The sequence below is a fragment of the Pseudomonas sp. WMBT8 genome (genome assembly GCF_050916005.1).
In the GTDB taxonomy this organism is placed as follows: Bacteria; Pseudomonadota; Gammaproteobacteria; order Pseudomonadales; family Pseudomonadaceae; genus Aquipseudomonas.
Window position 1 is genome coordinate 5,067,489 of record NZ_CP188096.1, and the last position, 25,314, is coordinate 5,092,802.

Consider the following 25,314-nt stretch of genomic DNA (forward strand, 5'->3'; position numbering starts at 1 on the left):
CGGTTTCACGCCAGTAACATCGCGCCCCGGCCAGTGCTTGGGTACAATTCCACGCTAATTTGATCGGTATCAGGAACACTTACATGATCGCTTGCCTGCGGCTGTTCTCTGCCCTTTGCCTGGCTGCCCTGTTGGCGGCTTGCGCAAGCTCGCCCTCGTCAAGCCTTGGCGAACTCCCACGGACCCCGGATGCCACCATCGAGCAACTGCTCGAACAGGCGACCTCGGCCAAGACCCCGGAAAAAGCTGCACTGCTGCGCCTGAGCGCGGCAGACATGGCCTTCCACCAGAACAATCCAGGACGCTCCGCGCAGATCCTCGCGCAAGTGCCACTGGACAGCCTCAAGCCTGCCGCCCAGGTTTTTGCCAGCACCCTGTCGGCAGAACTGGCCATGACCCGCAACCAGCCCAAGGCTGCGTTGACGGCGCTAAGCCATCCGAGCCTGCAAAGCCTCAAGGAGTTGCCGCCCGAGCAGCAGGTCCGCACCGGCACCGTGCATGCCCGCGCCTATGAAGCCGACGGCCAGACCCTGGCCGCCGCCCGCGAACGCGTGGCCATGGCCCCGTTGCTCACGGGCGATGCCGCCACCAGCAACCATGAAGCCATCTGGAGCCTGATTGCCGCCGTGCCTGGCGAGCAGTTGCAGGCCAGCGGCAACCCGGTCCTCGACGGCTGGATCAGCCTGGCCCAGGCCGTGAAGAACGCCGGCACCCTGGAGCAGCAGCAAGCCGCCATCGACACCTGGCGTGCGCAGAACCCTGCGCACCCGGCGGCAGTGCAACTGCCGATGCCGCTGACCCGGCTCAAGGAACTGGCCAGCCAGCCATTGAACAAGATCGCCCTGCTGTTGCCGCAACAAGGCCCGCTGGCCAGCGTGGCCAAGGCCCTGCGTGAAGGCTTCATGGCCGCGCACTACCAGGCGCAACAGGCCGGGCAGAAGCCGCCAGTCATCGAGTTCTATGACAGCTCGCGCGTCAGCTCCATCGATGAGTTCTACAAAAAGGCCCAGGCTGACGGCGTGCAATTGGTCATCGGCCCGTTGGAGAAGCCGCTGGTCAAACAACTCAGCGCCCGCCCGCAACTGCCCATCACCACCCTGGCCCTGAACTACAGCGAAGGCGACCAAGCCCCCGCGCAACTGTTCCAGTTCGGCCTGGCTGCCGAGGACGAAGCCCGCGAAGTGTCGCGTCGCGCCCGCGCCGACGGCCTGCACCGCGCGGCGGCCATGGTGCCGAAAGGCGAATGGGGCGACCGCGTGCTCAAGGCCTTCCGCCAGGACTGGGAAGCCAATGGCGGCACCCTGATTGGGGTCGAACATGTCGACCAGCCTGTGGCCTTGGCCCAGCAAATCGCCGACCTGTTCAAGCTGCGCCAGAGCGAAGGTCGCGCCAAGAGCCTGCAAAGCACGGTTGGCGCGGATGTCGCGGCACAGCCATCGCGTCGCCAGGACATCGAGTTCATCTTCCTCGCCGTGACGCCGCAACAGGCCCAGCAGATCAAGCCAACGCTGAACTTCCAGTACGCAGGCGATGTGCCGGTGTATGCCACTTCCCACGTGTTCAGTGCCAGCGGCGACAAGAACCAGTACAACGACATGAACGGCATCATGTTCTGTGAAACGCCGTGGCTGCTCAACACCACCGATCCACTGCGCAACCAGGTCACTGCCCAATGGCCACAAGCCAATGGCAGCCTGGGCCGCCTGTACGCGATGGGCGTGGATGCCTACCGCCTGGCGCCGCGCCTGGGTCAGCTCAAGGCACTGCCTGATACCCGTATCGATGGTCTTTCCGGCAACCTGGGCATGAGCCCGAGCCAGCGGATCGAACGCCAGATGCCGTGGGCCAAGTTTGTCAGTGGCCAGGTCGAACGCCTGCCCGATACCCCGCGCTGATGCCCCCACGCTCCAGCGCCCAAAGCGGCAAGGATGCCGAACAACAAGCTCTTGAACACTTGCAGCAACAGGGTCTGCGCCTGCTGGCGCAGAACTGGTTATGTAAACGCGGCGAGCTTGATCTGGTCATGCTTGACGGCGATACAGTAGTATTTGTCGAAGTCCGCTACAGAAAATACGCACAATGGGGTGGTGCGCTCGCCAGTATCGACGAGCGCAAACGTCAAAAGCTGATACTCGCCGCGCAGTTTTTCCTGCTCAGTGAGTGTCGCTGGGCTGACTCCCCCTGCCGTTTCGATGTGGTTGCCATACAAAGCACCCCCCACGGAACCGCTGATCTGCACTGGCTGCGCAACGCCTTCGACGGCTGAGTGTTACCGGTACCGATCAGACATCTTCACCGCACACTTTTGCTCTTTGCTTTGCGGGCTGCACATTCGTGTGCCATACAGCCGCGCTACTTAAGGTCACACAGATGGACATGCAATCCCGAATTCGCCAGCTTTTCCAGGCCAGTATCGATACCAAGCAACAGGCGATGGACGTACTTGCACCGCACATCGAGCAAGCCAGCCAGGTCATGGTCAACGCCCTGCTCAACGAAGGCAAAATGCTTTCGTGCGGCAACGGTGGTTCGGCCGGCGACGCCCAGCACTTTTCCTCCGAACTGCTCAACCGCTTTGAGCGCGAGCGGCCGAGCCTGCCGGCTATCGCCTTGACCACCGATTCGTCGACGATCACCTCGATCGCCAACGACTACAGCTACAACGAAATTTTTTCCAAACAAATCCGCGCCCTCGGCCAACCGGGCGATGTGTTGCTGGCCATTTCCACCAGCGGCAACTCGGCGAACATTATTCAGGCGATCCAGGCCGCACATGATCGCGAAATGATTGTCGTAGCATTGACCGGGCGCGACGGCGGCGGCATGGCCTCGCTGCTGCTACCCGAGGATGTGGAGATCCGCGTCCCGGCCAATGTCACTGCACGTATTCAGGAAGTCCATCTGCTGACGATCCACTGCCTGTGCGATCTGATCGACAGCCAACTGTTCGGGAGTGAAGAATGACCGTTAACCGCCTCAGCCTTATAGCCATCACGCTGTGCCTCGCTATCAGCGGCTGCACCTCGGCCATCACTGCGACCCGCGACACCCCTATCCAGGACGACCGTGGCACACGCACTTTTGGCAGCAAGATAGATGACTCGCTGATCGAGACCAAGGTCGGCGTCAACGTTGCCAAGGCCGCCCCCGACCTGGGCAACGGCGCATCGCGTATCGTCGTGACCAGCTTCAACGGCATCGTGCTGCTCGCCGGGCAAACCCCGCGCGCCGACCTCAAGACCCAAGCCGAACAGGCAGCCTCAACCGTGCAACGGGTGAAAAAGGTCCACAACGAACTGCAGGTCGCGCAGCCCATCACCCTGCTGGCAATCAGCAATGACGCCGTGCTGACCACCAAGATCAAGGCCCAGATGCTCACCGACAGCGCAATTCCCGGCTCGCGGATCAAGGTTGTGACGGACAACGGCATCGTCTACCTCATGGGCCTGCTGACCCAGCAGGAAGCCACCCGCGCCACCAACCTGGTACAGGGTGTGTCCGGGGTACAGAAAATTGTGAAACTGTTCGAATACATCGACTGACGTAATCGCCAGCCACAAAAAAGGGCGCCGTGCATTGACTGCACGGCGCCCTTTTTATTGGCTGACGGTTACTGGTACTGCTGGTACGGATTGCCTTGGAACTGGTTGTTCTGCTGCTGTTGCTGCGCAGGCTGGCCATACTGCTGGCCGGGGATCGGGCCGAGGTTGACCTCCACGCGACGGTTCTGCGCACGACCGTTGACGTCGGCGTTGCTGGCAATCGGGTTATCCGGGCCGGCACCACGGGTGGTCAGGTTGGTCGGGCTGACACCTTGGGACGTCAGGTAATTGGCCACGCTTTGCGCACGACGCTGGGACAGGTCCATGTTCAGTTGGCGGCTGCCGGTGCTGTCGGTGTAGCCGACGATCTGGATGGTGTTCTGGTTGAACTGCTTGAGTGACCCAGCCAGGTTGTTCAGCGGGGTGTAGAAGCTGCTGGCGATAGCATCGGAGTTGGTCGCAAACGTGATGTTGCCCGGCATGATCAACTTGATCTGGTCACCCTGGCGCTGCACCTCGACGCCGGTGTTGGCCATGCTTTCACGCAGTTTCTTTTCCTGCTGGTCAGCGTAATAGCCATAACCCGCAGCGCCGATACCGGCTACCGCTGCGCCGATCAGCGCGCCTTTGCCACGGTTGTTATGGTCAATGGCTGCACCGGCCAACGCACCCGCCAGCGCGCCGAGGCCGCCGTATTTGGCGGTTTTGCTCATGCCTTGCGAACCGTTGTCCGCCTGTCCCTGGCTGCCATCGTAAGGGTTAGGGGAAGCACAGCCCGACAATAGGGCTACCGCGGTAGCAACAACAAGCAGACGACGCGAAGTGAACATGAAGGAAGCTCCTACTTTTGCATTCTGTGATGCAGAGGACATTGGCAATGGACCTGTGCCGAGTTTGGAACGCGACAAACGGTAAAAATTCCGTACTCCGCCGCGCACCTGTGACAAAAGATAAACGCCGGCACGCTCACCTAAACCCTAGCAGAGCCTCGCGCTGTCAGGCCCTGACAAACGGATTTTCGCGCATTTCATCCCCCAGGCGCGTATCCGGGCCATGCCCGGTCACCACGGTCGCCCCTTCGTCCAGGGTATAAAGCCGCTGCTTGATCGACCGCACGATGGTCGCCTGGTCGCCGCCCCACAAATCCGTGCGCCCTACCCCGCGCCGGAACAAGGTATCGCCGGCGATCAGCAGCTTGGCATCGGCAAACCAGAAACTCATCGAGCCCGGCGTATGCCCAGGCGTGTGCAAGGCGACGCCGCAGCCACAGGCCAGCTCTTCATCATCGGCCAGCCAGCGATCCGGCGACGGCACCGGGGTGTAGGGCACACCGAACATCTGGCACTGCATTTCGAGGTTATCCCACAGGAACTGATCCTCCTTGTGCAGGTGCAGCGTGGCGCCGGTCTTTTCTTTCAACTGGCCGGAGGCCAGGAAGTGATCCAGGTGCGCATGGGTGTGGATGATGCTCACCACCTTCAAGCCCAGTGCGTCGAGGCGTGCCAGGATCAGCTCATGGTTGCCGCCCGGATCGACCACGATGGCCTTCTTGCTGATCGGGTCGCCGATGATCGTGCAGTTGCACTGCAACGGGCCGACGGGGAAGGTTTCGCGGATCAGTCCAGGGGTTGCGATTTGCATAAGGAATCCCTTCTAGCTGTTGGCCCGTGCCGCGTGCAGTTTTTTGTAGCTGTCGATCAACCGCAGGTGCCGGTCCAGCCCTTCCAGCTTCATACTGGTTGGGGTCAGGCCATAAAAGCGCACGCTGCCATCCACCGAACCAATGGCGGCGTCCATGCGCTCGTTGCCAAACATCCGGCGGAAATTGGCCTCGTAGTCTTCCAGTTCCAAATCCTCGTCCAACTGCATCTCCAGCACTGCATTCACCGCCTGGTAGAACAGGCCGCGTTCGACGGTGTTGTCGTTGTATTGCAGGAACATCTCCACCGCTTCCTTCGCCTCTTCAAACTGCTGCAAGGCGAGATAGATCAGCAGCTTCAGCTCCAGGATCGTCAACTGGCCCCAGGCGGTGTTGTCGTCGAACTCGATGCCGATCAGGGTGGTGATATCGGTGTAGTCATCCAGTTCGCTTTCCACCAGGCGCTCGACCAGCGCTTGGAGGCCCTCTTCATCCAGGCTGTGCAGGTTCAAGATATCGGCGCGGAAGAACAGCGCCTTGTTGGTGTTATCCCAGATCAGGTCGTCCACCGGATAGATTTCCGAATAGTCCGGTACCAGGATCCGGCAAGCCTTGGCGCCGATATGCTCGTACACTGCCATGTAGACCTGCTTGCCCATGCCTTCGAGAATGCCGAACAGGGTGGCAGCCTCCTCGGCGTTGGAGTCTTCGCCCTGGCCGGAGAAATCCCACTCCACGAACGCGTAATCGGATTTTGCACTGAAGAAACGCCACGACACCACGCCGCTGGAGTCGATGAAGTGTTCGACAAAGTTGTTCGGCTCGGTCACCGCATGCCCCTCAAAGGTCGGCTGCGGCAAGTCGTTCAAACCTTCGAAACTACGGCCCTGGAGCAACTCGGTCAGGCTGCGCTCCAGCGCCACTTCCAGGCTTGGGTGGGCACCAAACGAGGCAAATACGCCGCCGGTGCGCGGGTTCATCAGGGTCACGCACATCACCGGGAACTCGCCGCCCAGGGACGCATCCTTGACCAGCACTGGGAAGCCCTGCTCTTCGAGGGCCTGGATACCGGCGAGGATGCTTGGGTATTTGGCCAGCACGTCGGCCGGTACATCCGGCAGGGCAAATTCACCTTCGATGATTTCGCGCTTTACCGCGCGCTCGAAGATCTCCGACAGGCACTGCACCTGCGCCTCGGCCAGGGTATTACCGGCACTCATGCCGTTGCTCAGGTACAGGTTTTCGATCAGGTTGGAGGGGAAATACACCACCTCGCCGTCAGACTGGCGCACAAACGGCAGTGAGACGATGCCACGCTCTTCATTGCCGGAGTTGGTGTCGATCAGGTGCGAACCGCGCAACTCGCCATCGCGGTTGTAGATCTTCAGGCAGTACTCATCGAGAATTTCAGTCGGCAGCGCGTCTTTGCGGCCCGGCTTGAACCAGCGCTCGTCCGGGTAGTGCACAAACGCCGCGTTGGCGATGTCTTCGCCCCAGAATTGATCGTTGTAGAAGAAGTTGCAGTTCAGGCGCTCGATAAACTCGCCCAACGCCGACGCCAGTGCGCCTTCCTTGGTCGCGCCCTTGCCGTTGGTAAAGCACATCGGCGAATGGGCATCGCGGATATGCAGCGACCAGACATTGGGCACGATATTGCGCCACGAAGCGATTTCAATCTTCATGCCCAGGCCCGCCAGAATGGCCGACATGTTGGCGATGGTCTGCTCCAGCGGCAGGTCCTTGCCCGCAATATAGGTACCCGCGTCTGACGCAGAAGCCGGCATCAGCAACGCCTGGGCGTCGGCGTCGAGGTTTTCTACCTCTTCGATGACAAACTCAGGCCCGGCCTGTACCACTTTCTTTACCGTACAGCGGTCGATGGAGCGCAGGATGCCCTGGCGATCCTTATCGGAAATATCGGCAGGCAACTCGACTTGAATCTTGAAGATCTGGTTGTAGCGGTTTTCCGGGTCGACAATATTGTTCTGCGACAGGCGGATATTGTCCGTGGGGATATTGCGCGTGCTGCAGTACAACTTCACAAAGTAAGCCGCACACAACGCCGACGAAGCCAGGAAGTAGTCGAACGGACCGGGGGCCGAGCCATCGCCCTTGTAGCGAATCGGCTGGTCGGCCACCACGGTGAAGTCGTCGAACTTGGCTTCAAGCCGGAGGTTGTCGAGAAAATTGACCTTGATTTCCATGCGGGATTACCAGAATAGCGGAGCAAACGAATTGGCCGCCATTATCCGGCTTTTGCGGCGCAAGTCTCCCCCTTACCCCAACAACCCCATCTCCTGCGCCCGCGCGACGGCCTGGGTACGGCGTTCCACTCCCAGTTTGCTGTTGATATGGCTGGCGTGGGTCTTGACGGTGTGCAGCGAGATAAACAGCTGGTTGCTGATTTCCTGGTTGGAACACCCTTGGGCGATCAACTGCAGCACCGCCAGCTCACGGGCGCTCAAGGTTTCGCCGGTGTGGGTGATTTCGATCGGCTCGCGCAGGGCAACTACCGGCAGCAAGGCCCACAAGCTTTGCCGCAGCAGGTCATTCGGCGCGTGGCCCAGTTGCTCACGCATCCAGTCCGGATAACGTTCCAGCAAACGTTGGAAGGGTTGCAACGCACCGCCGCTCGCCACTTGCAGGGCGCGGGCAAAAACCGGGCGGGCCGATGCAGCCTGACCGTCATCCAGCAACAACAGCACGTACTGGTTCAGGGCCATCACTGCGATCATCTGCTGGCCTTTGCCTTCAGCTTGCCGGGCGAGTGCATCGAGCCGGCGCAGGGCGTTTTCGGCGTGGCCACGAATGGCATCCAGGGCCGCCTGCTGCAATTCGATATGTTGCGGCAGATGTGGATGAAACTCCGGGGCGGCGGCAGCCTGGTCGCCGTTGTAGGTTTGCCCCAGCCGCGCCAGCCAGGCATCGGCCAGGTCCGTACGGCCCTGGGCCAGCCACAACTCGCATTTGATCAATGTGATCATGGCCAGGTAGTAAATCGGCGGCACATCCCAGATATGCATCAGCCGCTCGGCTTCGGCCAGCTCGGCAAAGGCCTTGGGGAAATCGCCACGGCGCCCCTCGAGGTTGGCGATGACACAGTGGCCGATCAACACGCTGATATCCCGGCAGGCGCGAGCCTCGGCTAACCCGGCACGCAGGCGCAACAGCCCGGCTTCGGGCTGGCAACGCATTAGCAGCAGGAACCCTTCGTACAGCGACAGGCGCGCACGCACCGCATACAGGCGCTGGGGCGCCAGGCCCTGCAAGCGTTGCAGGCCCTCGCGCACCTCGTCCAGGGAGCGCAGGATTTCCCCGCGCGCCTGCAGCACCCGCGCCCGATCGTAATGGGCCAGGGCCTCGAACAGCGGGTTGCCGACACGTTGCGCCAGCTCTAGGGAGTCGCGATTCAAGCCGCGTGCGCGCCACAGGTCGGCGTCGACGATGGCCAGGTTCGACAGGGTCGAAAGGCACATCAAGCGCTGGCCGTAACGCTTGAGCGGCAGGCTTTCCAGGGCTTCGCTGCAATACAGCTGGGTCAGCTCGCGATTGCCGCGCCCACGGGCAATGATGCCACTGAGGGCCAGCCACTGGGCGAGCATCGACTTCTGCGCCGTGGCCGACGGTGCCGGTAGGAAGCGGCTGAGATGGCTGGACAGTTCTTCTGCGGCGTCCAACTGACAGGCCAGCCCCAGCGCCCAGCTGTAGAGCACGATCAAGCGGGGCGTGCTGATCAACAGACTGTCAGGCAAGTCCATCTTCCAGCGTAGGAGCATGCCGACATTCTGTTCAGCCAGCAGTTGCTCTTCAGACAGGTTCTGCACCAGGTTCGCCGCTACATCCAGATGCCCGGCGCGCAGGGCCTGCTCCACGGCCTCATCGAGCAAGCCCTGGGCATTGAACCAGCGACAGGCGCGCAAGTGCAGGCTGGCGGCCGGCAGCATCGCATTCGGCGAGCGCCGGGTGCGCAGCAAATCGGAAAACAAGTGGTGATAGCGGTACCAGTGACCCTGTTCGTCCAGCGGCACCAAGAATACCTGATGAGCTTGCAGGTAACGCAGGATTTCCGCGCTGTCATGAGCCTCGCGCACCGCATCGCAGAGCTCGCTGCAAAAACGCTCCTGGGAGGCGGTGTCGTATAAGAACGCCTGGACTTCCGGTGGCAGGCAATCGATCACCTCTTCCAGCAGATAGTCACGGATCAGCCCTTCGCCACCATGCAGGCCTTGGGGCAGGTTGGCCTCGCTGCCGGCTTCGGCGGCCGCCAGCAACCAGAAGCGCAGGCCGGCCACCCAGCCTTCGCTGCGGCGGATCAGGTTGTCCAGTGCCTCACCGCGCAACGAACTGCTGTGGCGGTCAAGCAAGGCCAGGGATTCGTCGTTGGTCAGGCGCAGGTCTTGCTCATGCAACTCCAGCAGATGCCGGGACAAACGCAACCGCGCCAAATGCCAGTCGGGACGCTGGCGGCTGGTAACCAGCACCAACAAGCCATCAGGCAAATGATTGAGGAAAAATTGCAGGCAGCGATCCAGCACCGGCCCCTGGGCCAGGTGGTAGTCATCCAGCACCAGTAATAACGGCGTGCGTGTGGATAGATGGACGGTCAATTCGTCGAGCAAGCCATCGAGCCATTCTTCAAAGGCAAACGGCTGGTGGCGCTGACGCATTTTCAGCAGGCCCAGGGCCTGGCTGCCTACCTGCGGGAAATACTGTTGCAGACCCTCCAGCAGGCGTTCAAGGAAACGCCCCGGATCACTATCCCGCGCACTGAGGCCCAGCCACAGGCTTTGCCAGTGATCCGGCAGGCTTTGGCAGAACTCCACCGCCAGCGAGCTCTTGCCGAACCCGGCCGGCGCGCTGACCAGCAATAAACGGCCCTCCAGGCCCGCGCTCAGGCGCTCGCAAAGGCGTGGGCGCAGCACATAGCCATCAGGCAGTGGGGGTCGATAGAAGCGCCCTTCCAGCGTGGGGATTACCGCACTGGCAGGCCCTTGGATTGGGGACAGATCAGTCATCGCCGGGCTCTTGTAGTAGGCTGTGGTCGGCATTGCAGATGTCCGCAGACTAGCGTTAAAACCCGTCGCTTTGTAGATCTTTGCAACATTTGTCTGAAAAAGACTACAACAAGAAATAACCAGCGATGTTCAGCCCCCCCAAACAAATGTAGGAGCTGGCTTGCCTGCGATGGCATCGCCTCGGTATGTCAGATAGACCGAGGTGATGCCATCGCTGGCAAGCCAGCTCCTACAGAGGCCAACGTGTTTACTGCACGTTAGCGAACACCGTCCTGGCGCAGGGCCGCCGGGGTGAAGTCTTTGGTGGTGGCGGTGAAGCCGAAGTCATAGGCCTTTTTCTCTTCGTTCTTCATGCCCAGTGCCAGGTAGCGGCCGGACTGCAGGTCGTAGAGGGTTTCCAGGGCGTACCACGGCACTTGCTTGTCGTAGTAGTTCTCGCCATGGGCTTCAGCCACGCGCCACAGCTGGCCACGACCGTCGTAGTGGTCGATCACAGCCGCTTGCCAGGTGTCTTCATCGATGTAGAAGTCACGTTTGGCGTAGATATGGCGCTGGCCCTCCTTCAGGGTTGCGACCACGTGCCAGACGCGGCGCAGTTCATAGCGTGCCAGGTCCTGGTTGATGTGCCCGGCCTTGATGATGTCGGAGTACTTGAGCTTCGGATCGTCGAGCTTGTAGCTGTTGGACGCGATGTAGATTTCCTTCTTGCCTTCCAGCTTCCAGTCGTAGCGATCCGGCGCACCGTTGTACATGTCGAGGTTGTCGGAGGTACGCAGGCCATCGGCAGCGGTACCCGGCCCGTCATAGGACACTTGCGGCGCCCGGCGTACACGGCGCTGGCCGGCGTTGTAGACCCACGCCGCGCGCGGTTCCTTCACCTGGTCCAGGGTCTCGTGCACCAGCAATACACCACCGGCCAGGCGCGCCGGGGCGGTCACTTGCTGCTTGAAGTAGAACAGGATGTTGCCCGGGTTTTTCGGGTCATAGTCCTTCATCTTGTCGCGGAACACGAACTGATCCTGGAAGTACACCAGGCTGTACGAGCCGTTGGCCTGTGGCGTGGCCTGGGTCACCAGGCGCGTGACGCTGCCGCCGCGATAACGGGTGATGTGGTTCCAGATCACCTCGACCCCGCTTTTCGGGATCGGGAACGGAATCGCGGTCTCGAAGTTTTCCAGGCCGTTACCGCCACCTACCAGGTTGGTGCTGGTGGCGTTTTTCTTGATGGCGGCGAACACTTCCGGCGGCACGGTGGCGCCGCGATGGGTGGTGTACACCGGCATCTTGAAGGTTTCGGGGTAGCGCTTGAACATCGCGTACTGCCCAGGGGCCAGCTTGTCTTTGTACTGCTCGACGTTTTGCGCGGTGATGGTGAACTGCGGCTGCTCGCTGGCATACGGGTTGGCCAGGAAGCCCTTGGCATCCACGGCGCCGGCGTTGGTCGGCAGGGCTTTCCAGGCCGGGATGGTGCCGGCAGCGTTGCCGGCCATTTCCGCGCCCATCGGGGTCAATGTGGTGCCCAGCTTGGCGGCTTCATCCGCCGAGACCGCCGCCATGACGCTGCTGGCCATGATCGACAGTCCCAGCACACCCACGTGCAACAGACTTTTGGTTATTTTCATGTTCTGGTCTTCCTGAAAATACTGACTGCTTAAAGAGTGTGCTTAGAAGTTCACGCCGGCGCTCAAGGCGACAAAATCGCGGTCATCCACCGTGCTGAAGTCGCCACCAAAGAAGTTGGTGTAGTTCAGGCTGACGGTGTAGGTGTTCTGGTATTCAGCATCCACACCCAGGCTGACGGCCTTGCGGCCCTCTTCAAAGTTGCCGCCAGGGCCTGGCGAGTAACCTTTGACGTCATGGGACCAGGCCACGCTTGGCTTGAGGTTGACACCGGCGAAGACGTCCGGGTATTCCCAGATCGCACGGGCGCGGTAACCCCAGGAAGTGGCGGTGGTGTAGCCGTCCTGGTTGCAATTGGTGTTCAAGCCGGCAGTACTGCCACCCAACCCGGCACCAGCGGAGGTCGAAGCATTGAGACGGTTACAGAAACCGCCGGGCAAGCTGCCTGGCCCAAACACCGGGTCACGCCCATAACGCGCGTCAGACTTACTCTCAAGCCCCCCGACATGCGTCACACCAATCTCACCCACGGTCGTCAGGCGGCTTGCCCCCATGACCTGATCGAAGAAGTGCGTAAAGGTAGTTTGGAATTGGCTGACTTCTTTGCGGCGATAGCCATGCAAGTCCTGCCCAGGCTGCCCCTTGAGTACCGAGGCGTTGTTATACCCATTAACCCCAGTAACACCTGCAAACAGGATATCCGTGGTGTTGAGTTGTACAGGCGCATTCGGACGGTAGCTCAACTCACCACTCCACGCCGTGCCCGTAGGCAAGGTGGTGGAGAAACTCAAACCGTAGAGGCGAATGTCTTCCGGGTATTCAACAAAATAGTTGGAATTACCCGCGACAATAACCGGCGCCAGGCCGGCCAACGGGGCTGGAAGGTTATTGGCAAGGTTGAACACGCGCTGGGAGGCGCCCTGGCCACTGAAAATCGGCGCACGGCTGTGATAGTTCATGAAGTACGCACCGAACTCGGTATCCAGCGGTTCAAAGTTGTAGTGAAACGCAAAACCGAACTGCCCACTGTCACGTGCATCGCGGTCAGGTCCACGGGCGACTTTCACACCCTCTTCGTTCATGTCGACCCCTTGGGACGTCAGGAACGGGATCGCTGTTGCCGGGAATTGCGAACGCTTGTTCAGCACCCGCAGGTTGTCGTTGCAACCATCGGAAATAACATCCGGTTGCGAGAAAAAAGTCCCACAGTTGTCGGTAACCGTCTGGTCCCACTCCAACTGATAGAACGCTTCCGCCGACAGGTTATCGGTCAACGATTGCGACACGTAGAACATGTTGACCGGAATCAGGCCTTCCTTGATCTCGGCACCCGGACGACGGAACGCAGACACGTCGATCGGGTTGATGGAGTTGATACCGCCACCGATAAAGGTACTTTCACCCCAGCTCACGACTTGCTTGCCAAAACGCACCGAACCCGGGGCATCGGCAATGGAGTAGTTGTGGTAGATGAACGCATCGAGGATCTGCCCGCCAGAAGACTTGGCGCCCTCTTTGCGATTGTGGTCGCTGATGTCCTTGAACTCGCGGCTTTCGTCCTTGAGTTCAAAGTCATACCAATACTTGCCACGCACAAACACACCGGTATCGCCGTACTTCAGTTCCAGGTCATGGATACCCTTGAAGATCTTCGAGAACGTCTCCCCACGCTTGAAGTTCAAGTGGCCGTCATCGGAGGTCTGCGACAGCCCCCTGCCGCCGTTGTTGGCACCGATCAGGTCCTTGTTGGGCTTGGACGTGCCCCAACTGGCCCCCACCGACAGGGACGAGTCGAAGCTGCCTTCGACCTCACCAATGTTGAAACTGACGCCGAATGCGGGCCCGGCGAGGGTCGAGGCAAGACTGACCGCCAGGGGCAATCTCGCCCGGCGCCAGAACTGATTTACTGAGGTCATCGACGCTACTCCATGTGCATTTTATTGTTATGGCAGTGAGCCTTTTCAAACACGCTTGTAACGGCCGGAATACAACGATTCCAATGCCAGACTGCCGCCGGACCACCCAGGACCGCAGCGCCGCATCCTTGAAAAACTCTGGGAGGGACTATAGCCAGCAGGGGGTAGCGCTTGATCCCTCTAAAGTGTGATTTGCATCACCAACCCGTCTGCGACAGCCCTTTCGCCATGTCAGCGAGGGCTGACGCGAAAGAGAATGGCTCAAATTACGCAAATAACAAGGCGAAGGCCTGTAATAGAGCATTGCCGTGCCCGAACGGGCACGGCAGGAGGGGTCAGAGCGTGGAGAGGAAGGTGCTGTTATTGGCCTGCCATTCGATGATGTCGATCCGGATACGCTTCTTGTCCAGCTTGCCGACGCTGGTCTTGGGAATTTCCGTAACAATGGCAATCTGACTTGGAATCGCCCACTTGCTCAGGTGGCCCTGCTCGACATACGGCTTGAGGTGCTCCTTGAGTTCGCGCGCGCCAATCCCGTGGCCTTCGCGCACCACCAGCAGGGCAAACGGGCGCTCGCCCCACTGCGGGTCGGCAATCCCGACCACCGCTACTTCGCGTACCGCCGGGTGACGGCTGACCAGATCTTCCAGCGCCAGGGAGGAGATCCACTCGCCGCCGGTCTTGATCACGTCCTTGATACGGTCGCGAATATCGATCACGCCAAAGGCATCGAGGGTGGCCACGTCGCCGGTGTGCATCCAGCCGCCCTCCCAAAGCTCGGCGCCTTTGTGCGGCTCGTTGAAATAGCCTTCGCTGAGCCATGGCGCGCGCAGCACTAGTTCGCCCTGGGACTCGCCATCGGCCGGCAGAAAGTTACCGTTGCCGTCGATGATCGCGGCTTCCACCAACGGCCCCGGCACACCGGCCTTGATCCGGTAGGTGGTGCGTTCGTCTTCGCTGCCGGCCATCAGTTCTTCATTGAGGTGGGCACAGGACACCAGCGGTCCGGTCTCGGACATGCCGTAGGCCGCCGTCAGCTGGATGCCACGGGCCTTGGCCGCTTCGTACAGCGAACGGTTGAGGGCACTGCCGCCGATGACGATCTTCCAGCCGCCAAAATCCACACCCTGGGCGGCCTTGGCGTTGAGCAGCATCTGCAGGATGGTCGGCACGCAATGGGAGAACGTGACCTTTTCCTTGCGCCACAACTCCACCAGGTATTCCGGATCGTAGCGGCCGGGATAGACCTGCTTCAGCCCGAGCATGGTCGCCACATACGGCAAGCCCCAGGCATGCACGTGGAACATCGGCGTGATCGGCATGTACACATCGTTGGTGCCGAGCAGGCGCACACTGTCGACGCTGCCCATGATGGTCGCCACGCCGATGGTGTGCAGCACCAGTTGGCGGTGGGTGAAATACACACCCTTGGGGTTACCGGTGGTGCCAGTGGTATAGAAAGTGGTGGCCACCGAGTGCTCGTCGAAGTCCTCGAAGGTGTACTGGGTACTGGCAGCGGCCAGCAGGGTTTCGTACTCGCCTACCAGATTGGGCAGGTCAGCAGTTTTTTCGTCGCCATCGGTCAGCAACAGGGTCTTGTCGACGGTGGTCAACTGCCCGGCAATGGCCTGGTACAGGCCGACGAACTCGCTGTTGACCAGCACAAAGCGGTCTTCGGCGTGGTTCATCGTGTACAGGATCTGCTCTGGCGACAGGCGCACGTTGATGGTGTGAATCACCGCGCCAATCATCGGGATGGCGAACATGCACTCCAGGTAACGGTGGCTGTCCCAGTCCATCACGGCCACGGTATCACCGGCCTTGACTCCCGCTGCGGTCAGCACATTGGCCAGGCGGGCGACACGTTCGGTCAGGGTTGGGTAGGTGTAGCGCAGTTTGTCGCGGTAGACGATTTCCCGGGTTTTCTCGTAGCGGGCGCCCGACATCAACAGGCGTTTGATCAACAGCGGGTATTGGTACGCGCCTTCGGCGGGCGGGATAACACGAGTCTGCAACATACGAATCCCTTTTTATGACTGCACGGTCTTGGCTAAAGGATTTGCACTGTAGAGACCTTGCACGCCGGCCAAATCAGCCGAAGGAATGATTTGCAGAACCGGATGAATGCTAGCTTTGCGCCAGCATTCATTCACGCATGACGCACTCAGCGGTCGGTGAAAGCCACTTTCACACCGATGGCAATCAGCACCACGCCCATGCTCCGATCAAACCAGTGGCCCATGCGCGCAAAGCCTGCGCGCACGCGCTGCTGGCTGAACAACATGGCCACCATGCAGAACCACAGGGCGGTGGCCACGGCCAGGTACAGGCCATAACCGGCCTGGATCGCCAGCGGCGTGTGGGGGTTGATCACCACGGTGAACAGCGACAGGAAAAACAGCGTGGCCTTGGGGTTCAGGCCATTGGTCACAAAGCCCGAGGTAAAGGCGCCGCGAGCGCTGCGCTCGCCCACTTCACGGTGCAGCTCTTCTGCACCGGCAGGCTTGGCCGGCTGCGCCCGCAGGGCTTTGAAGCCGATGTACAACAGGTAGGCCGCCGCCGCCCATTTCAAGGCGTTGAACAGCACGATGGACTGGGACACGATCAAGCCGATACCAAGCAGCGAGTAGCCAACGTGAAGAAAAATCGCCGAGCCGACGCCCAGCGCCGTCCAGGTACCGGCGCGCCGGCCATGGGTCACGCTCTCGCGTACCACCACGGCAAAGTCAGGCCCGGGACTGGCCACGGCCAGCAGGTGAATCAACGCCACGGTCAAAAACTCGGTGAGGTACATGCACACTCCAAGAAGTAACTGATTATTTCATCTGGTAGGCTCGGCAGATTACGCCTTCGAACTCTGTCGCAAAAGGTACAGTTGATGACGAACAATCGCCGCGCCGTCTTCCTTGATCACCCTTCCCTGGACCAGGGAGACCTCGACCTCAGCGAATTGCGCGAGACGTTCAGCGAATTGCAGCTGTGTGAGCAGACCTCGGCCGATCAGGTGGTCGAACGCCTGCAAGGTGCCCAGGTAGCGATCAGTAACAAGATCCTGCTCAACGCCCAGACTCTGGCCGCCTGCCCCGAGCTGAAGCTGATCCTGATCGCTGCTACCGGCACCAACAACGTCGACCTGGCCGCTGCCCGCGCCCAGGGCATTACCGTTAGTAACTGCCAGGGTTACGGCACGCCATCGGTGGCGCAACACACGATCATGCTGCTGCTCAACCTCGCCACACGCCTGAAGGACTATCAAAAAGACGTCGACGCCGGCCTGTGGCAGCAAGCCAAGCAGTTCTGCCTGCTGGATTACCCGATTGTCGAGCTGGAAGGCAAAACCCTGGGCTTGCTGGGCCATGGCGAGTTGGGCGGCGCCGTCGCGCGCCTGGCCCAAGCGTTTGGCATGCGCGTGCTACTGGGCGCTATCCCCGGCCGCCCGGCCCGTGCAGACCGGGTGCCGCTGGACGAACTGCTGCCGCAGATCGATGCGCTGACCCTGCATTGCCCACTCAACGAACACACGCGCCACTTTATCGGGGCCCGTGAGTTGGCGCTGCTCAAGCCGGGCGCGTTCGTGGTCAACACTGCGCGCGGCGGCCTGATCGATGAACAGGCCCTGGCAGACGCCTTGCGCGGCGGTCATCTGGGGGGGGCGGCCAGCGATGTGCTGAGCGTCGAACCGCCGACCACCGGCAACCCGCTACTGGCCAGCGACATTCCACGGCTGATCATCACGCCACACAGTGCCTGGGGCAGCCGCGAAGCACGGCAACGGATCGTCGGCCAATTGACTGAAAACGCCCGGGGCTTTTTCAGCGGAGCACCGCAGCGCGTCGTCAGTTGATAAACTGCGCTCCTTTTTCAGGGAGCAGACCATGGATCCGCGCAGTGAAGTACTGCTTCGTCAGGCCGAACTTTTTCAAGGCAACGTGTTGCTGGCCGGCCTGCCCGCCGATGACCTGCTGGGCCGCCTGCCCAATGCCCATGGCTGGTGCTGGCATGCGGGCGACCAGGCAGCGCTGGATGCGCGGTTTGCCGAACGCAGCCATTTCGGGGTCGATGTGCCGCAACGCGCATTCGACACGGCGGTGGTGTTCCTGCCCAAGTCCAAGGATCTGGCCGACTACATCCTCAAGGCCGTCGCGGCACGGCTGCCGGGCGCCGAGCTGTACCTGGTGGGTGAAAAACGCGGCGGCATCGAAAGCGCCGCCAAGCAACTGAACGCCTTCGGCAAGCCACGCAAGCTCGACAACGCACGGCACTGCCAGCTGTGGCTGGCCACCGTGGCCGATGCTCCGGCGGCGCCGGAACTGGCGAGCCTGGCCCAGGTGTTTGAAGTGCCACTGGCCGACGGACCGCTCAAGGTCGTCAGTCTGCCGGGCGTGTTCAGCCATGGCCGCCTGGATCGCGGTACCGCGCTGTTGCTGGAACACCTGGACAAACTGCCCAGCGGTCATCTGCTGGACTTCGGCTGTGGCGCCGGCGTGTTGGGCGCGGCGGTCAAGCGGCGCTACCCGCACAACACCGTGACCCTGCTTGATGTGGACGCCTTTGCTACCGCCAGCAGTCGCCTGACGCTGGAGGCCAATGGCCTGGAAGGCGAAGTGCTGACCGCTGATGGCATCGACGCCGCGCCCATGGGCCTGGATGCGATTCTGAGTAACCCGCCGTTCCATGTCGGGGTACACACGGATTATTTCGCTACGGAAAACCTGTTGCGAAAAGCACGCCAACATCTGAAAAACGGCGGCGAACTTCGGCTAGTCGCCAATAGCTTCCTGAAGTATCAACCGCTGATCGAAGAGCACCTGGGCGTGTGCGCAGTCAAGGCCGAGGGCCAGGGTTTTCGCATCTATCGGGCCAAACGCGGCTGACGGGCGTTTGAAAAAGAAGGCTTGCCGAATGGATTTTGCCAAGGCAGAATCCGCTCCGTCCTAGGGGAGTAGTCTCCCACGAGCAACATGCTCGTCCGGCATACGTCAACATACTTGGTCAGCAGACCATGGCGTATGCGACCCAGGAGTCCGCACAGACGTACCGGGGTTTGACAAGACCTATGACACGCACACCTTACCCGGGGCGGGAAGGCTGTACGTGTCATAGCCGTGTCGACCCGCCCCTGGAAACCTACCTGATGCTGGATTCACTTCTCGTTCCTACCGCAATCGTTGCCTTGGCCGAAATCGGCGACAAGACGCAATTGCTCGCGCTCATCCTCGCCGCACGCTTTCGCAAACCCTGGCCAATCATCGCCGGCATCATCGCCGCGACCCTGGCCAACCACGCCGCTGCCGGTGCCGTGGGTGCCTGGTTTGGCAGTTTCTTCTCGGATGCAGTGCTGCACTGGATCCTCGCCGCGAGCTTCTGCGCCACGGCCCTGTGGACCCTGGTGCCAGACAAGCTCGACGATGATGAAGCCAGCACCTCGCGCAAGTTCGGGCCGTTCCTGACCACCCTGATTGCGTTCTTTATCGCTGAAATCGGTGACAAGACGCAGATCGCCACGGTGATGCTGGCGGCGCAATACCCCGAGTTGTGGCTGGTAATCATCGGCACCACCCTGGGCATGTTGATTGCCAACGTACCGGTGGTTCTGGCGGGGAATTTCGCGGCGGAGAAACTGCCGTTGACCTTGATTCGGCGCCTGGCGGCTTCGGCGTTCTTCATCCTGGCGTTGGTGGCGGTGTACAAGGCCATGCAAAGCAGCGGCTGGTTGTAACCCTTTACAAATGTGGGAGCTGGCTTGCCTGCGATAGCGCTGTATCAGTCACGTATTAATTAACTGAACCACCGCTATCGCGAGCAAGCCCGCTCCCACTTTTGGACCTTCACAAGGCCTGGATTATCAGGACTTCTTGGCCTGCTGGTACAGCGGCATCACCTTGGGAATCGCCGCCTGCAACGAGGCGATCCGGCTGCTGGAGGCCGGGTGGGTGCTCATGAATTCAGGCGGTGCGCCTTCGGAAGCCTTGGCCATTTTGTTCCACAGCGTGATCGCCGCGTTCGGGTCGTAACCGGCGCGGGCCGAGAGCTCCAGGCCGATCAGGTCGGCTTCGTTCTCATTGCTGCGGCTGTTAGGCAAGGTCATGCCGTAGTTGGCCACGGTGTCGGCCAGCGCCATGCTGTCCTGGCCCAGGCCCAACAATGCGCCAGCGCCCTGCTTGGCCATTTCGATGCCGTAAGCCTTGGACATGGCTTCGCGGCCATGCTCACGCAGGGCGTGGGCAATTTCATGGCCCATGACCGCCGCCAGCTCGTCATCGGTCAACTTGAGCGTGTCGATCAAGCCACTGTAGACAAAGATCTTGCCGCCAGGCCCACAGTTGGCGTTCATCTCGTCGCTCTTGATCAGGTTCACTTCCCACTTCCACTGCGCCGCATCCGGACGGAAGGTGGGGGCCTGGGCGATCAGGCGCTTGGCAATGGCCTGCACACGCTTGGCGTTGGCACTGGTCTTGTCTACCAGGCCCTTGCCACTGGCTTCGCCCAGGGTCTGCTGGTACGACTGCGCGTACATCTGGTCGACTTCCTGGCTCGACAGCATGCTGAACATGTACTGCTTGCGTTCCACACCCACGGCACCGCCGCTGGTGGTGTTGACCGACTGGCAACCGGCGAGCAGCAAGGCTGCGCTCAATGCCGTTACCGCCAATGATTTTTTCATGCACATTCTCCCTGAAAACATGGCGCGTATCGTAGGCCCTCTCATGTATCGGCGCCAGATACACCTGACGCTTAACCGCTAATTTCAGAGACCACCGACGCCCACGACCATTCTATAAACGACATGCCTGGTTCTTTTGCAGGGCAGCGCCTCATGTCTGCGTGGCCTGTGGCCGATACACAAAGGCAGATCATGCCCACCAAGCGCCCGGAGCCTTCATGAAATTCAAGTCGATTCAGTTTTCTGTCGCGGCGTTGGCCGGGGCCATTGTCCTGAGTGTCGTGGCGGCCCTGGTGCTATACGCGCTGTTCGCCGGCGCCCGGACCCAAGAGATGGTGCAGGACCGCACCCAGGCGCAATTCGAGCAAATCATCGAGCAACGCCTTACGGCGTTGGCGCAAACCCAGGCCACGCTGATCCAGCGCGAGCTGGAAGCGCCGCTGGTGACCGCCAAAGGCCTGGCCACCACCAATGCGCTGATGGGCATGAAGGACGCAAACGGCGCGGCCCCGCTGCAGGTCAGCCGTGAACAACTGATCAACCTGCTGCACGAAACGGTGGTACGCAACCCGAAAATCCTCGGTTCCTATATCGCCTGGGAACCCAATGCCATCGACCACAATGATGCCAACTACCTGAACACCGCCGTCGTCGGCGTAGAACCTGCCAACGGGCGCTTCATGCCCTGGTGGTTCCGCAATCAGGATGGCAGCCTGGGCCTGGAAAAACTCGCCGACCTGACCGACCAGAAAATCCTCGCCACCGGCATTCGCGCCAGCGAGTACTACCTCTGCTCCAAGGAAACCCAGAAGCCCTGCGCCATCGACCCGGCGCCCTATCGCGTGGGCAACACCACGGTGATGCTGGCCTCGTTTATCGAACCGATCATGATCGACGGCGCGTTTCAGGGCATTGTCGGCGCCGACCTGTCGGTCAATTTCATCCAGGAAATGCTCACCGCCGCCGACCAGAAGCTTTACAACGGCGCTGGCGAAATGGCGCTGATTTCCAGCAACGGCCGCCTGGTGGCCTACACCAAGGACCCCAGCAAACTGGGGGAAAAGGCCAGCGACCTGCTCGACCAGAATGAACTGGAGAACCTCGGCCAGTTGAAGGTCGGCGACGTGCGTTACGACATCGACCAGGCAAACGGGCATATCGAGTTGTTCCTGCCCTTCAATATCGGCCAGACCGATGCGCGCTGGACTTTGATGCTGCAACTGCCCCTGGGCGCGGTAATGGCCGACCTGCACACCCTGCAAGGCGACCTGGACGCCCAGCGCAAGACCGATATCTTCGGCATGACCATGGTCGGCCTGCTGATTGCCGGCATCGGCCTGCTGGTGATCTGGCTGGTGGGCCACGGCATTGCCCGCCCACTCAAGCAAATGGTGGCGATGCTCAATGACATCGCCCAGGGCGAAGGCGACCTGACGCGTCGCCTGACCAGTGACCGCGCCGATGAACTGGGCGCGATTGCCGCCGGCTTCAATACCTTCCTGATCAAGCTGCAGGGCATGATTAGCCAGGTGGTGAGCTCGGTACAGAAGGTCAGCGACTCGTCGGAACACACCGCCGACATTGCCATCCGCACCAACCAGGGCGTGCACAAGCAAATGGTCGAGATCGACCAGGTCGCCACGGCCGTGCACGAAATGACCGCCACCGCCCAGGACGTGGCGCGTAATGCCACCCAGGCAGCCCAGGCCGCCACCCATGCCGACCAGGCTGCAAGCCAGGGCATGCAGATCGTGCGCGACACCTCCACTTCCATCGGCGCCCTGGCCCTGGAGATCGGCAAGGCGGTGACGGTAGTCCAGGCCCTGGCCAAGGACAGCGAGAACATCAACGCGATCCTGATTGCCATTCGCGGCATTGCCGAGCAAACCAACTTGCTGGCCCTGAACGCCGCCATCGAAGCCGCCCGGGCCGGCGAACAGGGCCGAGGTTTTGCGGTGGTGGCCGACGAAGTACGCAACCTGGCGCAGAAAACCCAGAAGGCCACCGAAGAAATCCAGGCCATGATCCAGCAATTGCAGCAAGGCACGCGGGATGTGGTGCGGGTCATGGAAGACAGCCAGCAGCGCACCGATGAAAGCGTGCAACACGCCGCCAAGGCCGCGCAGGCCCTGGAGACCATCACCCAGGCCGTGTCGGTGATCAATGACATGAATACGCAGATTGCCAGTGCGGCGGAGGAACAGAGCGCGGTGGCCGAGGACATCAACCGCAATGTGATCAATATCGGCCAGGTGGCCAATGAGGTGGCGGGCGGGGCGGATGAGTCCAGTGCCGCCAGTGCGGGGCTGACCCAGTTGGCGGAGCAGCAGCGGCGGCTGATCAATCAGTTCAAGGTCTGAAGGTTTCAGTGGCGTTTGGGGCCGTATCGCAGGCAAGCCAGCTCCCACATTTGAAGGTATTCACAAATCAAAATGTGGGGGCTGGATTGCCTGCGATGGCGCCAGCGAATCCCCCACACAACTCCCAGTCTCAACCCGGGGTCAGACACTCCGGCCCATTGAGCTTCGGATCATTGACCATGTTAGCCAGCACCCGCTCACGCAACGCCGCCGGCTCGCTGGCCAGCAAGCCCTGCAACACATGCAACGGCGTCTCGGGATCCAGCCAGGCCGCTTGCCCCGCCGCGTCCAGAATCAACGGCCGGCGCTGGCTCTGCGCCGCCTGGGTCACCACCGCCGCGCTCAGCCACACTTGCTCCTGCACCGGGTAGGCCTCCCAGATCGCTGCGAAAAACAGGGTCGAGCCCTCCCCCGGCGTGAGCCAGTACGGCCGCTTGCGCTGGGTGCCGCGCCATTCATAAAAGCCATTGGCTGGCAGCAGGCACCGGCGCAGGCGAAAGGCCTCGCGAAACATCGGCTGTTCGGCCAGGGTTTCGGCGCGGGCGTGGGCCGGCGTGCGGGACAGATCGGTCAGCCACGGCGGCGTCAGTCCCCAACGTGCCCGCGCCAGGGTGCGCTGGCCATCGGTGGCGCGCTGGATCAGCACTGAATCATTGGGGGAGATATTCCACTGGGCCTGTTGATCCGCCGGGAACCCCGGCAAGGCAGCAAAGGCGGGATTCCAGCGAAACAGGGCATAACGTCCACACATGGGGCAACACGACTCTTGGGTAAACCGGCCGACAGCCTAACAGACCAGCACGTCGGGGTAGCTGTCGGGTTCATCGCCGGGCAGCGGTTGCGCACCGATATAGGCGGTGATCAACTCGCGGGCGTAGGTGGCCTGGTCGTTCTCCACCTCCAGGCCCAACAGGCCGAAAATCGGCAGTTCACCCGTTCCACCGAGCAGATGGCGCCCCACCAGATGGGCGTCGATGCCTTCGCTGGCGAGCATTTGTTGCAGCAACTCGCCTTCCATCAGGTTTTCCGGCTCGTAGATTCGTTGCATGGCCGCCCCCCCTTTATTCATTCTCGCTGCGCACTTCGAGCATCCATTCATCGCCGTGGACCTGCAGGTCGAAAATGATCGGCCGACAGCACACCTGGCAGTCTTCTATATAGTTCTGGTCGCCACCGGACAAATCCACGCTTGTCTCGATCCGTTCACCACAATAAGGACAATCGTACAGCGCACTTTCGAGCATCGCGGTCTCCCAGGTGACTTGTGCGTATAATCGCCGGTCTATTTGCAGGGCTTTTTCGTTTGATGCCATTTGTTCAGACCTCGCCCTGTCACTTATCGATCCAAACCTTTACTTACCCTAGCCGTTTCTAACAAGAGAGCATGATGGGCGAATTCGATACCATCCGACCTTACAACGACAGCGAAGTCCCGGCAGTGCTGGCCCGGCTGTTCAGTGACAAGGCCTTTCTGGACATCCTGACCCACTTTCGCTTCCCGCGCTTTGCCGGCGCCTTTGGCTGGCTGCTCAAGCCGCTGATCGCCCAGAAGCTGCGCCGTGAGTTCGCCGGTGTCACCACCGTCGCCACCTTGCAGGACAAAGTCGAGTTTTACGTCGACCACACCATTGATCGGGCGACCGACGGCGTCACCTATACCGGGGTCGAGCAGCTCAAGTCCGGCACGGCCTATGTTTTCCTGGCCAACCACCGCGATATCGTGATGGACCCGGCCTTCGTCAACTACGCGGTGTACCACGCCGGCCTGCCAACACCGCGGATAGCCATCGGTGACAACCTGCTGCAAAAGCCGTTTGTCAGCGACCTGATGCGCCTGAACAAAAGTTTTATCGTGCATCGCTCCATCACCGGGCGACGCGAGAAGATGGCGGCGTATCAGCTGCTGTCGGCCTACATCAACCATTCGATCCGCAATGACTGCCAGTCGATCTGGATCGCCCAGGCCGAAGGCCGCGCCAAGGATGGGGATGATCGCACCGAGTCGGCGATCCTCAAGATGTTCCATATGAGCCGCAAGGAAGAGCCGTTCGCCGACGTCATCCTGTCGCTGAACCTGACGCCGGTGTCCATCAGCTACGAATACGACCCGTGCGACGCGGCCAAGGCTCGCGAGCTGTATATCCGCGCCACCACCGGCACCTACACCAAGGCGCCCGGTGAAGATGACGTGAGCATTGCCCTGGGCATCACCGGTTACAAGGGCCGGGTCCATATCAACTTTGCGCCACCGATTACCGAACGTTTTGAAGACACCAAGCTGTTGGCCACCGAGATGGACCGGCAGATTCTCGGCGGGTATCGGTTGTTCCCGGTGCATTACCTGGCATACGCACAGTGGAGCGACGCCGACCCGCAATTGCAGGTGCCGACGGCTGCCGAGGTGTTCCCGGCGGATGAGTTGGCCAAGGCGAAAGCGGAGTGGGAGCGACGACTGAATGCCTGCCCGGCGGAGCACCGACCGTACCTGGTGCTGCAATATGCGACGCCGGTGCGTAATCAGTATCGGGTCAAGGCCGGGATCCCCCTGTAACCCACCA

The 25,314-nt window shown here is 61.0% G+C and carries 21 protein-coding genes, 1 pseudogene and 1 riboswitch; of the genes and pseudogenes, 10 read left to right on the plus strand and 12 right to left on the minus strand.

From position 1 onward, the window contains the following. The first annotated feature begins 83 nt into the window (after positions 1-83). From ACO77H_RS22995 to ACO77H_RS23010, 4 genes are all read left to right on the plus strand, one after another. Entirely contained in the window at positions 84-1,895 is a 1,812-nt protein-coding gene (locus tag ACO77H_RS22995) for a penicillin-binding protein activator (RefSeq protein ID WP_169956361.1), read from the plus strand. After that, positions 1,895-2,266: a YraN family protein gene (locus ACO77H_RS23000; protein WP_172312101.1), complete on the plus strand. Its 372-nt coding sequence runs from the start codon at positions 1,895-1,897 to the stop codon at positions 2,264-2,266. Before ACO77H_RS22995 ends, ACO77H_RS23000 begins: the two co-directional genes overlap by 1 nt. A gap of 104 nt (positions 2,267-2,370) precedes the next feature. Next, positions 2,371-2,964, plus strand: a complete 594-nt coding sequence (locus ACO77H_RS23005; protein WP_003171862.1) for a phosphoheptose isomerase — start codon at positions 2,371-2,373, stop codon at positions 2,962-2,964. Then, the gene (locus ACO77H_RS23010) at positions 2,961-3,542 is read left to right on the plus strand and encodes a BON domain-containing protein (protein ID WP_169956365.1); all 582 of its coding nucleotides are present in this window, start codon (positions 2,961-2,963) and stop codon (positions 3,540-3,542) included. The genes ACO77H_RS23005 and ACO77H_RS23010 overlap by 4 nt, the downstream gene beginning before the upstream one ends. 68 nt (positions 3,543-3,610) lie before the next feature. Here the strand turns inward: ACO77H_RS23010 and ACO77H_RS23015 are convergent, their stop codons facing one another. The 8 genes from ACO77H_RS23015 to ACO77H_RS23050 form a co-directional block, all read right to left on the minus strand. Then, positions 3,611-4,372 carry an OmpA family protein gene (locus ACO77H_RS23015; protein WP_029297808.1) on the minus strand — a complete coding sequence of 254 codons (762 nt, stop codon included), beginning with the start codon at positions 4,370-4,372 and terminating at the stop codon, positions 3,611-3,613. Positions 4,373-4,538: 166 nt separating this feature from the next. Then, positions 4,539-5,183 (minus strand): MBL fold metallo-hydrolase, encoded by a 645-nt coding sequence (locus tag ACO77H_RS23020; protein ID WP_169956366.1) that lies wholly within the window; start codon positions 5,181-5,183, stop codon positions 4,539-4,541. A 12-nt stretch (positions 5,184-5,195) separates the two neighbouring features. Continuing rightward, the gene (locus ACO77H_RS23025; RefSeq protein WP_169956368.1) at positions 5,196-7,385 is read right to left on the minus strand and encodes an OsmC domain/YcaO domain-containing protein; all 2,190 of its coding nucleotides are present in this window, start codon (positions 7,383-7,385) and stop codon (positions 5,196-5,198) included. Between the two features lie 72 nt (positions 7,386-7,457). Continuing rightward, on the minus strand, positions 7,458-10,196 hold the full coding sequence (locus ACO77H_RS23030; RefSeq protein ID WP_432754617.1) for a LuxR C-terminal-related transcriptional regulator: 2,739 nt from the start codon (positions 10,194-10,196) through the stop codon (positions 7,458-7,460). A 257-nt stretch (positions 10,197-10,453) separates the two neighbouring features. Then, on the minus strand, positions 10,454-11,818 hold the full coding sequence (locus ACO77H_RS23035; RefSeq protein ID WP_169956372.1) for a DUF1329 domain-containing protein: 1,365 nt from the start codon (positions 11,816-11,818) through the stop codon (positions 10,454-10,456). A 42-nt stretch (positions 11,819-11,860) separates the two neighbouring features. Further along, positions 11,861-13,732: a DUF1302 domain-containing protein gene (locus ACO77H_RS23040; protein ID WP_170041750.1), complete on the minus strand. Its 1,872-nt coding sequence runs from the start codon at positions 13,730-13,732 to the stop codon at positions 11,861-11,863. 335 nt (positions 13,733-14,067) lie between these two features. Further along, a complete protein-coding gene (locus ACO77H_RS23045) occupies positions 14,068-15,750 on the minus strand; it encodes a fatty acid--CoA ligase (protein WP_170041749.1) in 1,683 nt (560 codons plus the stop codon). Positions 15,751-15,896: 146 nt separating this feature from the next. Continuing rightward, positions 15,897-16,526 (minus strand): LysE family translocator, encoded by a 630-nt coding sequence (locus ACO77H_RS23050; protein WP_169956378.1) that lies wholly within the window; start codon positions 16,524-16,526, stop codon positions 15,897-15,899. An 84-nt stretch (positions 16,527-16,610) separates the two neighbouring features. On the opposite strand from ACO77H_RS23050, the gene ACO77H_RS23055 reads away from it, so the two are divergent. The 3 genes from ACO77H_RS23055 (at position 16,611) to ACO77H_RS23065 (ending at position 19,451) form a co-directional block, all read left to right on the plus strand. Then, the gene (locus tag ACO77H_RS23055) at positions 16,611-17,576 is read left to right on the plus strand and encodes a 2-hydroxyacid dehydrogenase (RefSeq protein ID WP_169956380.1); all 966 of its coding nucleotides are present in this window, start codon (positions 16,611-16,613) and stop codon (positions 17,574-17,576) included. Between the two features lie 31 nt (positions 17,577-17,607). Then, positions 17,608-18,606, plus strand: coding sequence for a class I SAM-dependent methyltransferase (locus tag ACO77H_RS23060; RefSeq protein ID WP_172312111.1), 999 nt, complete (start codon positions 17,608-17,610; stop codon positions 18,604-18,606). 50 nt (positions 18,607-18,656) lie between these two features. Then, positions 18,657-18,778, plus strand: a riboswitch (yybP-ykoY riboswitch). 88 nt (positions 18,779-18,866) lie between these two features. Further along, positions 18,867-19,451, plus strand: coding sequence for a TMEM165/GDT1 family protein (locus ACO77H_RS23065; RefSeq protein ID WP_057438151.1), 585 nt, complete (start codon positions 18,867-18,869; stop codon positions 19,449-19,451). Positions 19,452-19,577: 126 nt separating this feature from the next. Here ACO77H_RS23065 and ACO77H_RS23070 read toward each other — a convergent pair whose 3' ends face one another. Further along, positions 19,578-20,396 (minus strand): M48 family metallopeptidase, encoded by an 819-nt coding sequence (locus ACO77H_RS23070; RefSeq protein WP_169956384.1) that lies wholly within the window; start codon positions 20,394-20,396, stop codon positions 19,578-19,580. 1,397 nt (positions 20,397-21,793) lie between these two features. Between ACO77H_RS23070 and ACO77H_RS23075 the strand changes: the two are divergent. Together ACO77H_RS23075 and ACO77H_RS23080 are read left to right on the plus strand one after the other, a co-directional pair. Beyond that, positions 21,794-21,850, plus strand: a pseudogene (locus ACO77H_RS23075) (hypothetical protein); the annotation flags it as partial. Between the two features lie 201 nt (positions 21,851-22,051). Continuing rightward, positions 22,052-22,756, plus strand: coding sequence for a methyl-accepting chemotaxis protein (locus ACO77H_RS23080; RefSeq protein ID WP_432755779.1), 705 nt, complete (start codon positions 22,052-22,054; stop codon positions 22,754-22,756). A 130-nt stretch (positions 22,757-22,886) separates the two neighbouring features. Here the strand turns inward: ACO77H_RS23080 and ACO77H_RS23085 are convergent, their stop codons facing one another. From ACO77H_RS23085 to ACO77H_RS23095, 3 genes are read right to left on the minus strand one after another with little or no spacing between them, the layout of a single operon-like run. Next, on the minus strand, positions 22,887-23,507 hold the full coding sequence (locus ACO77H_RS23085; RefSeq protein WP_169956388.1) for an SOS response-associated peptidase: 621 nt from the start codon (positions 23,505-23,507) through the stop codon (positions 22,887-22,889). Positions 23,508-23,543: 36 nt separating this feature from the next. Further along, positions 23,544-23,804 (minus strand): putative signal transducing protein, encoded by a 261-nt coding sequence (locus ACO77H_RS23090; RefSeq protein WP_029297781.1) that lies wholly within the window; start codon positions 23,802-23,804, stop codon positions 23,544-23,546. A 13-nt stretch (positions 23,805-23,817) separates the two neighbouring features. Then, positions 23,818-24,000 (minus strand): CPXCG motif-containing cysteine-rich protein, encoded by a 183-nt coding sequence (locus tag ACO77H_RS23095; protein ID WP_029297780.1) that lies wholly within the window; start codon positions 23,998-24,000, stop codon positions 23,818-23,820. A gap of 143 nt (positions 24,001-24,143) precedes the next feature. On the opposite strand from ACO77H_RS23095, the gene ACO77H_RS23100 reads away from it, so the two are divergent. Then, positions 24,144-25,307, plus strand: coding sequence for a 1-acyl-sn-glycerol-3-phosphate acyltransferase (locus ACO77H_RS23100; RefSeq protein ID WP_169956393.1), 1,164 nt, complete (start codon positions 24,144-24,146; stop codon positions 25,305-25,307). The last annotated feature ends 7 nt before the right edge of the window (positions 25,308-25,314 follow it).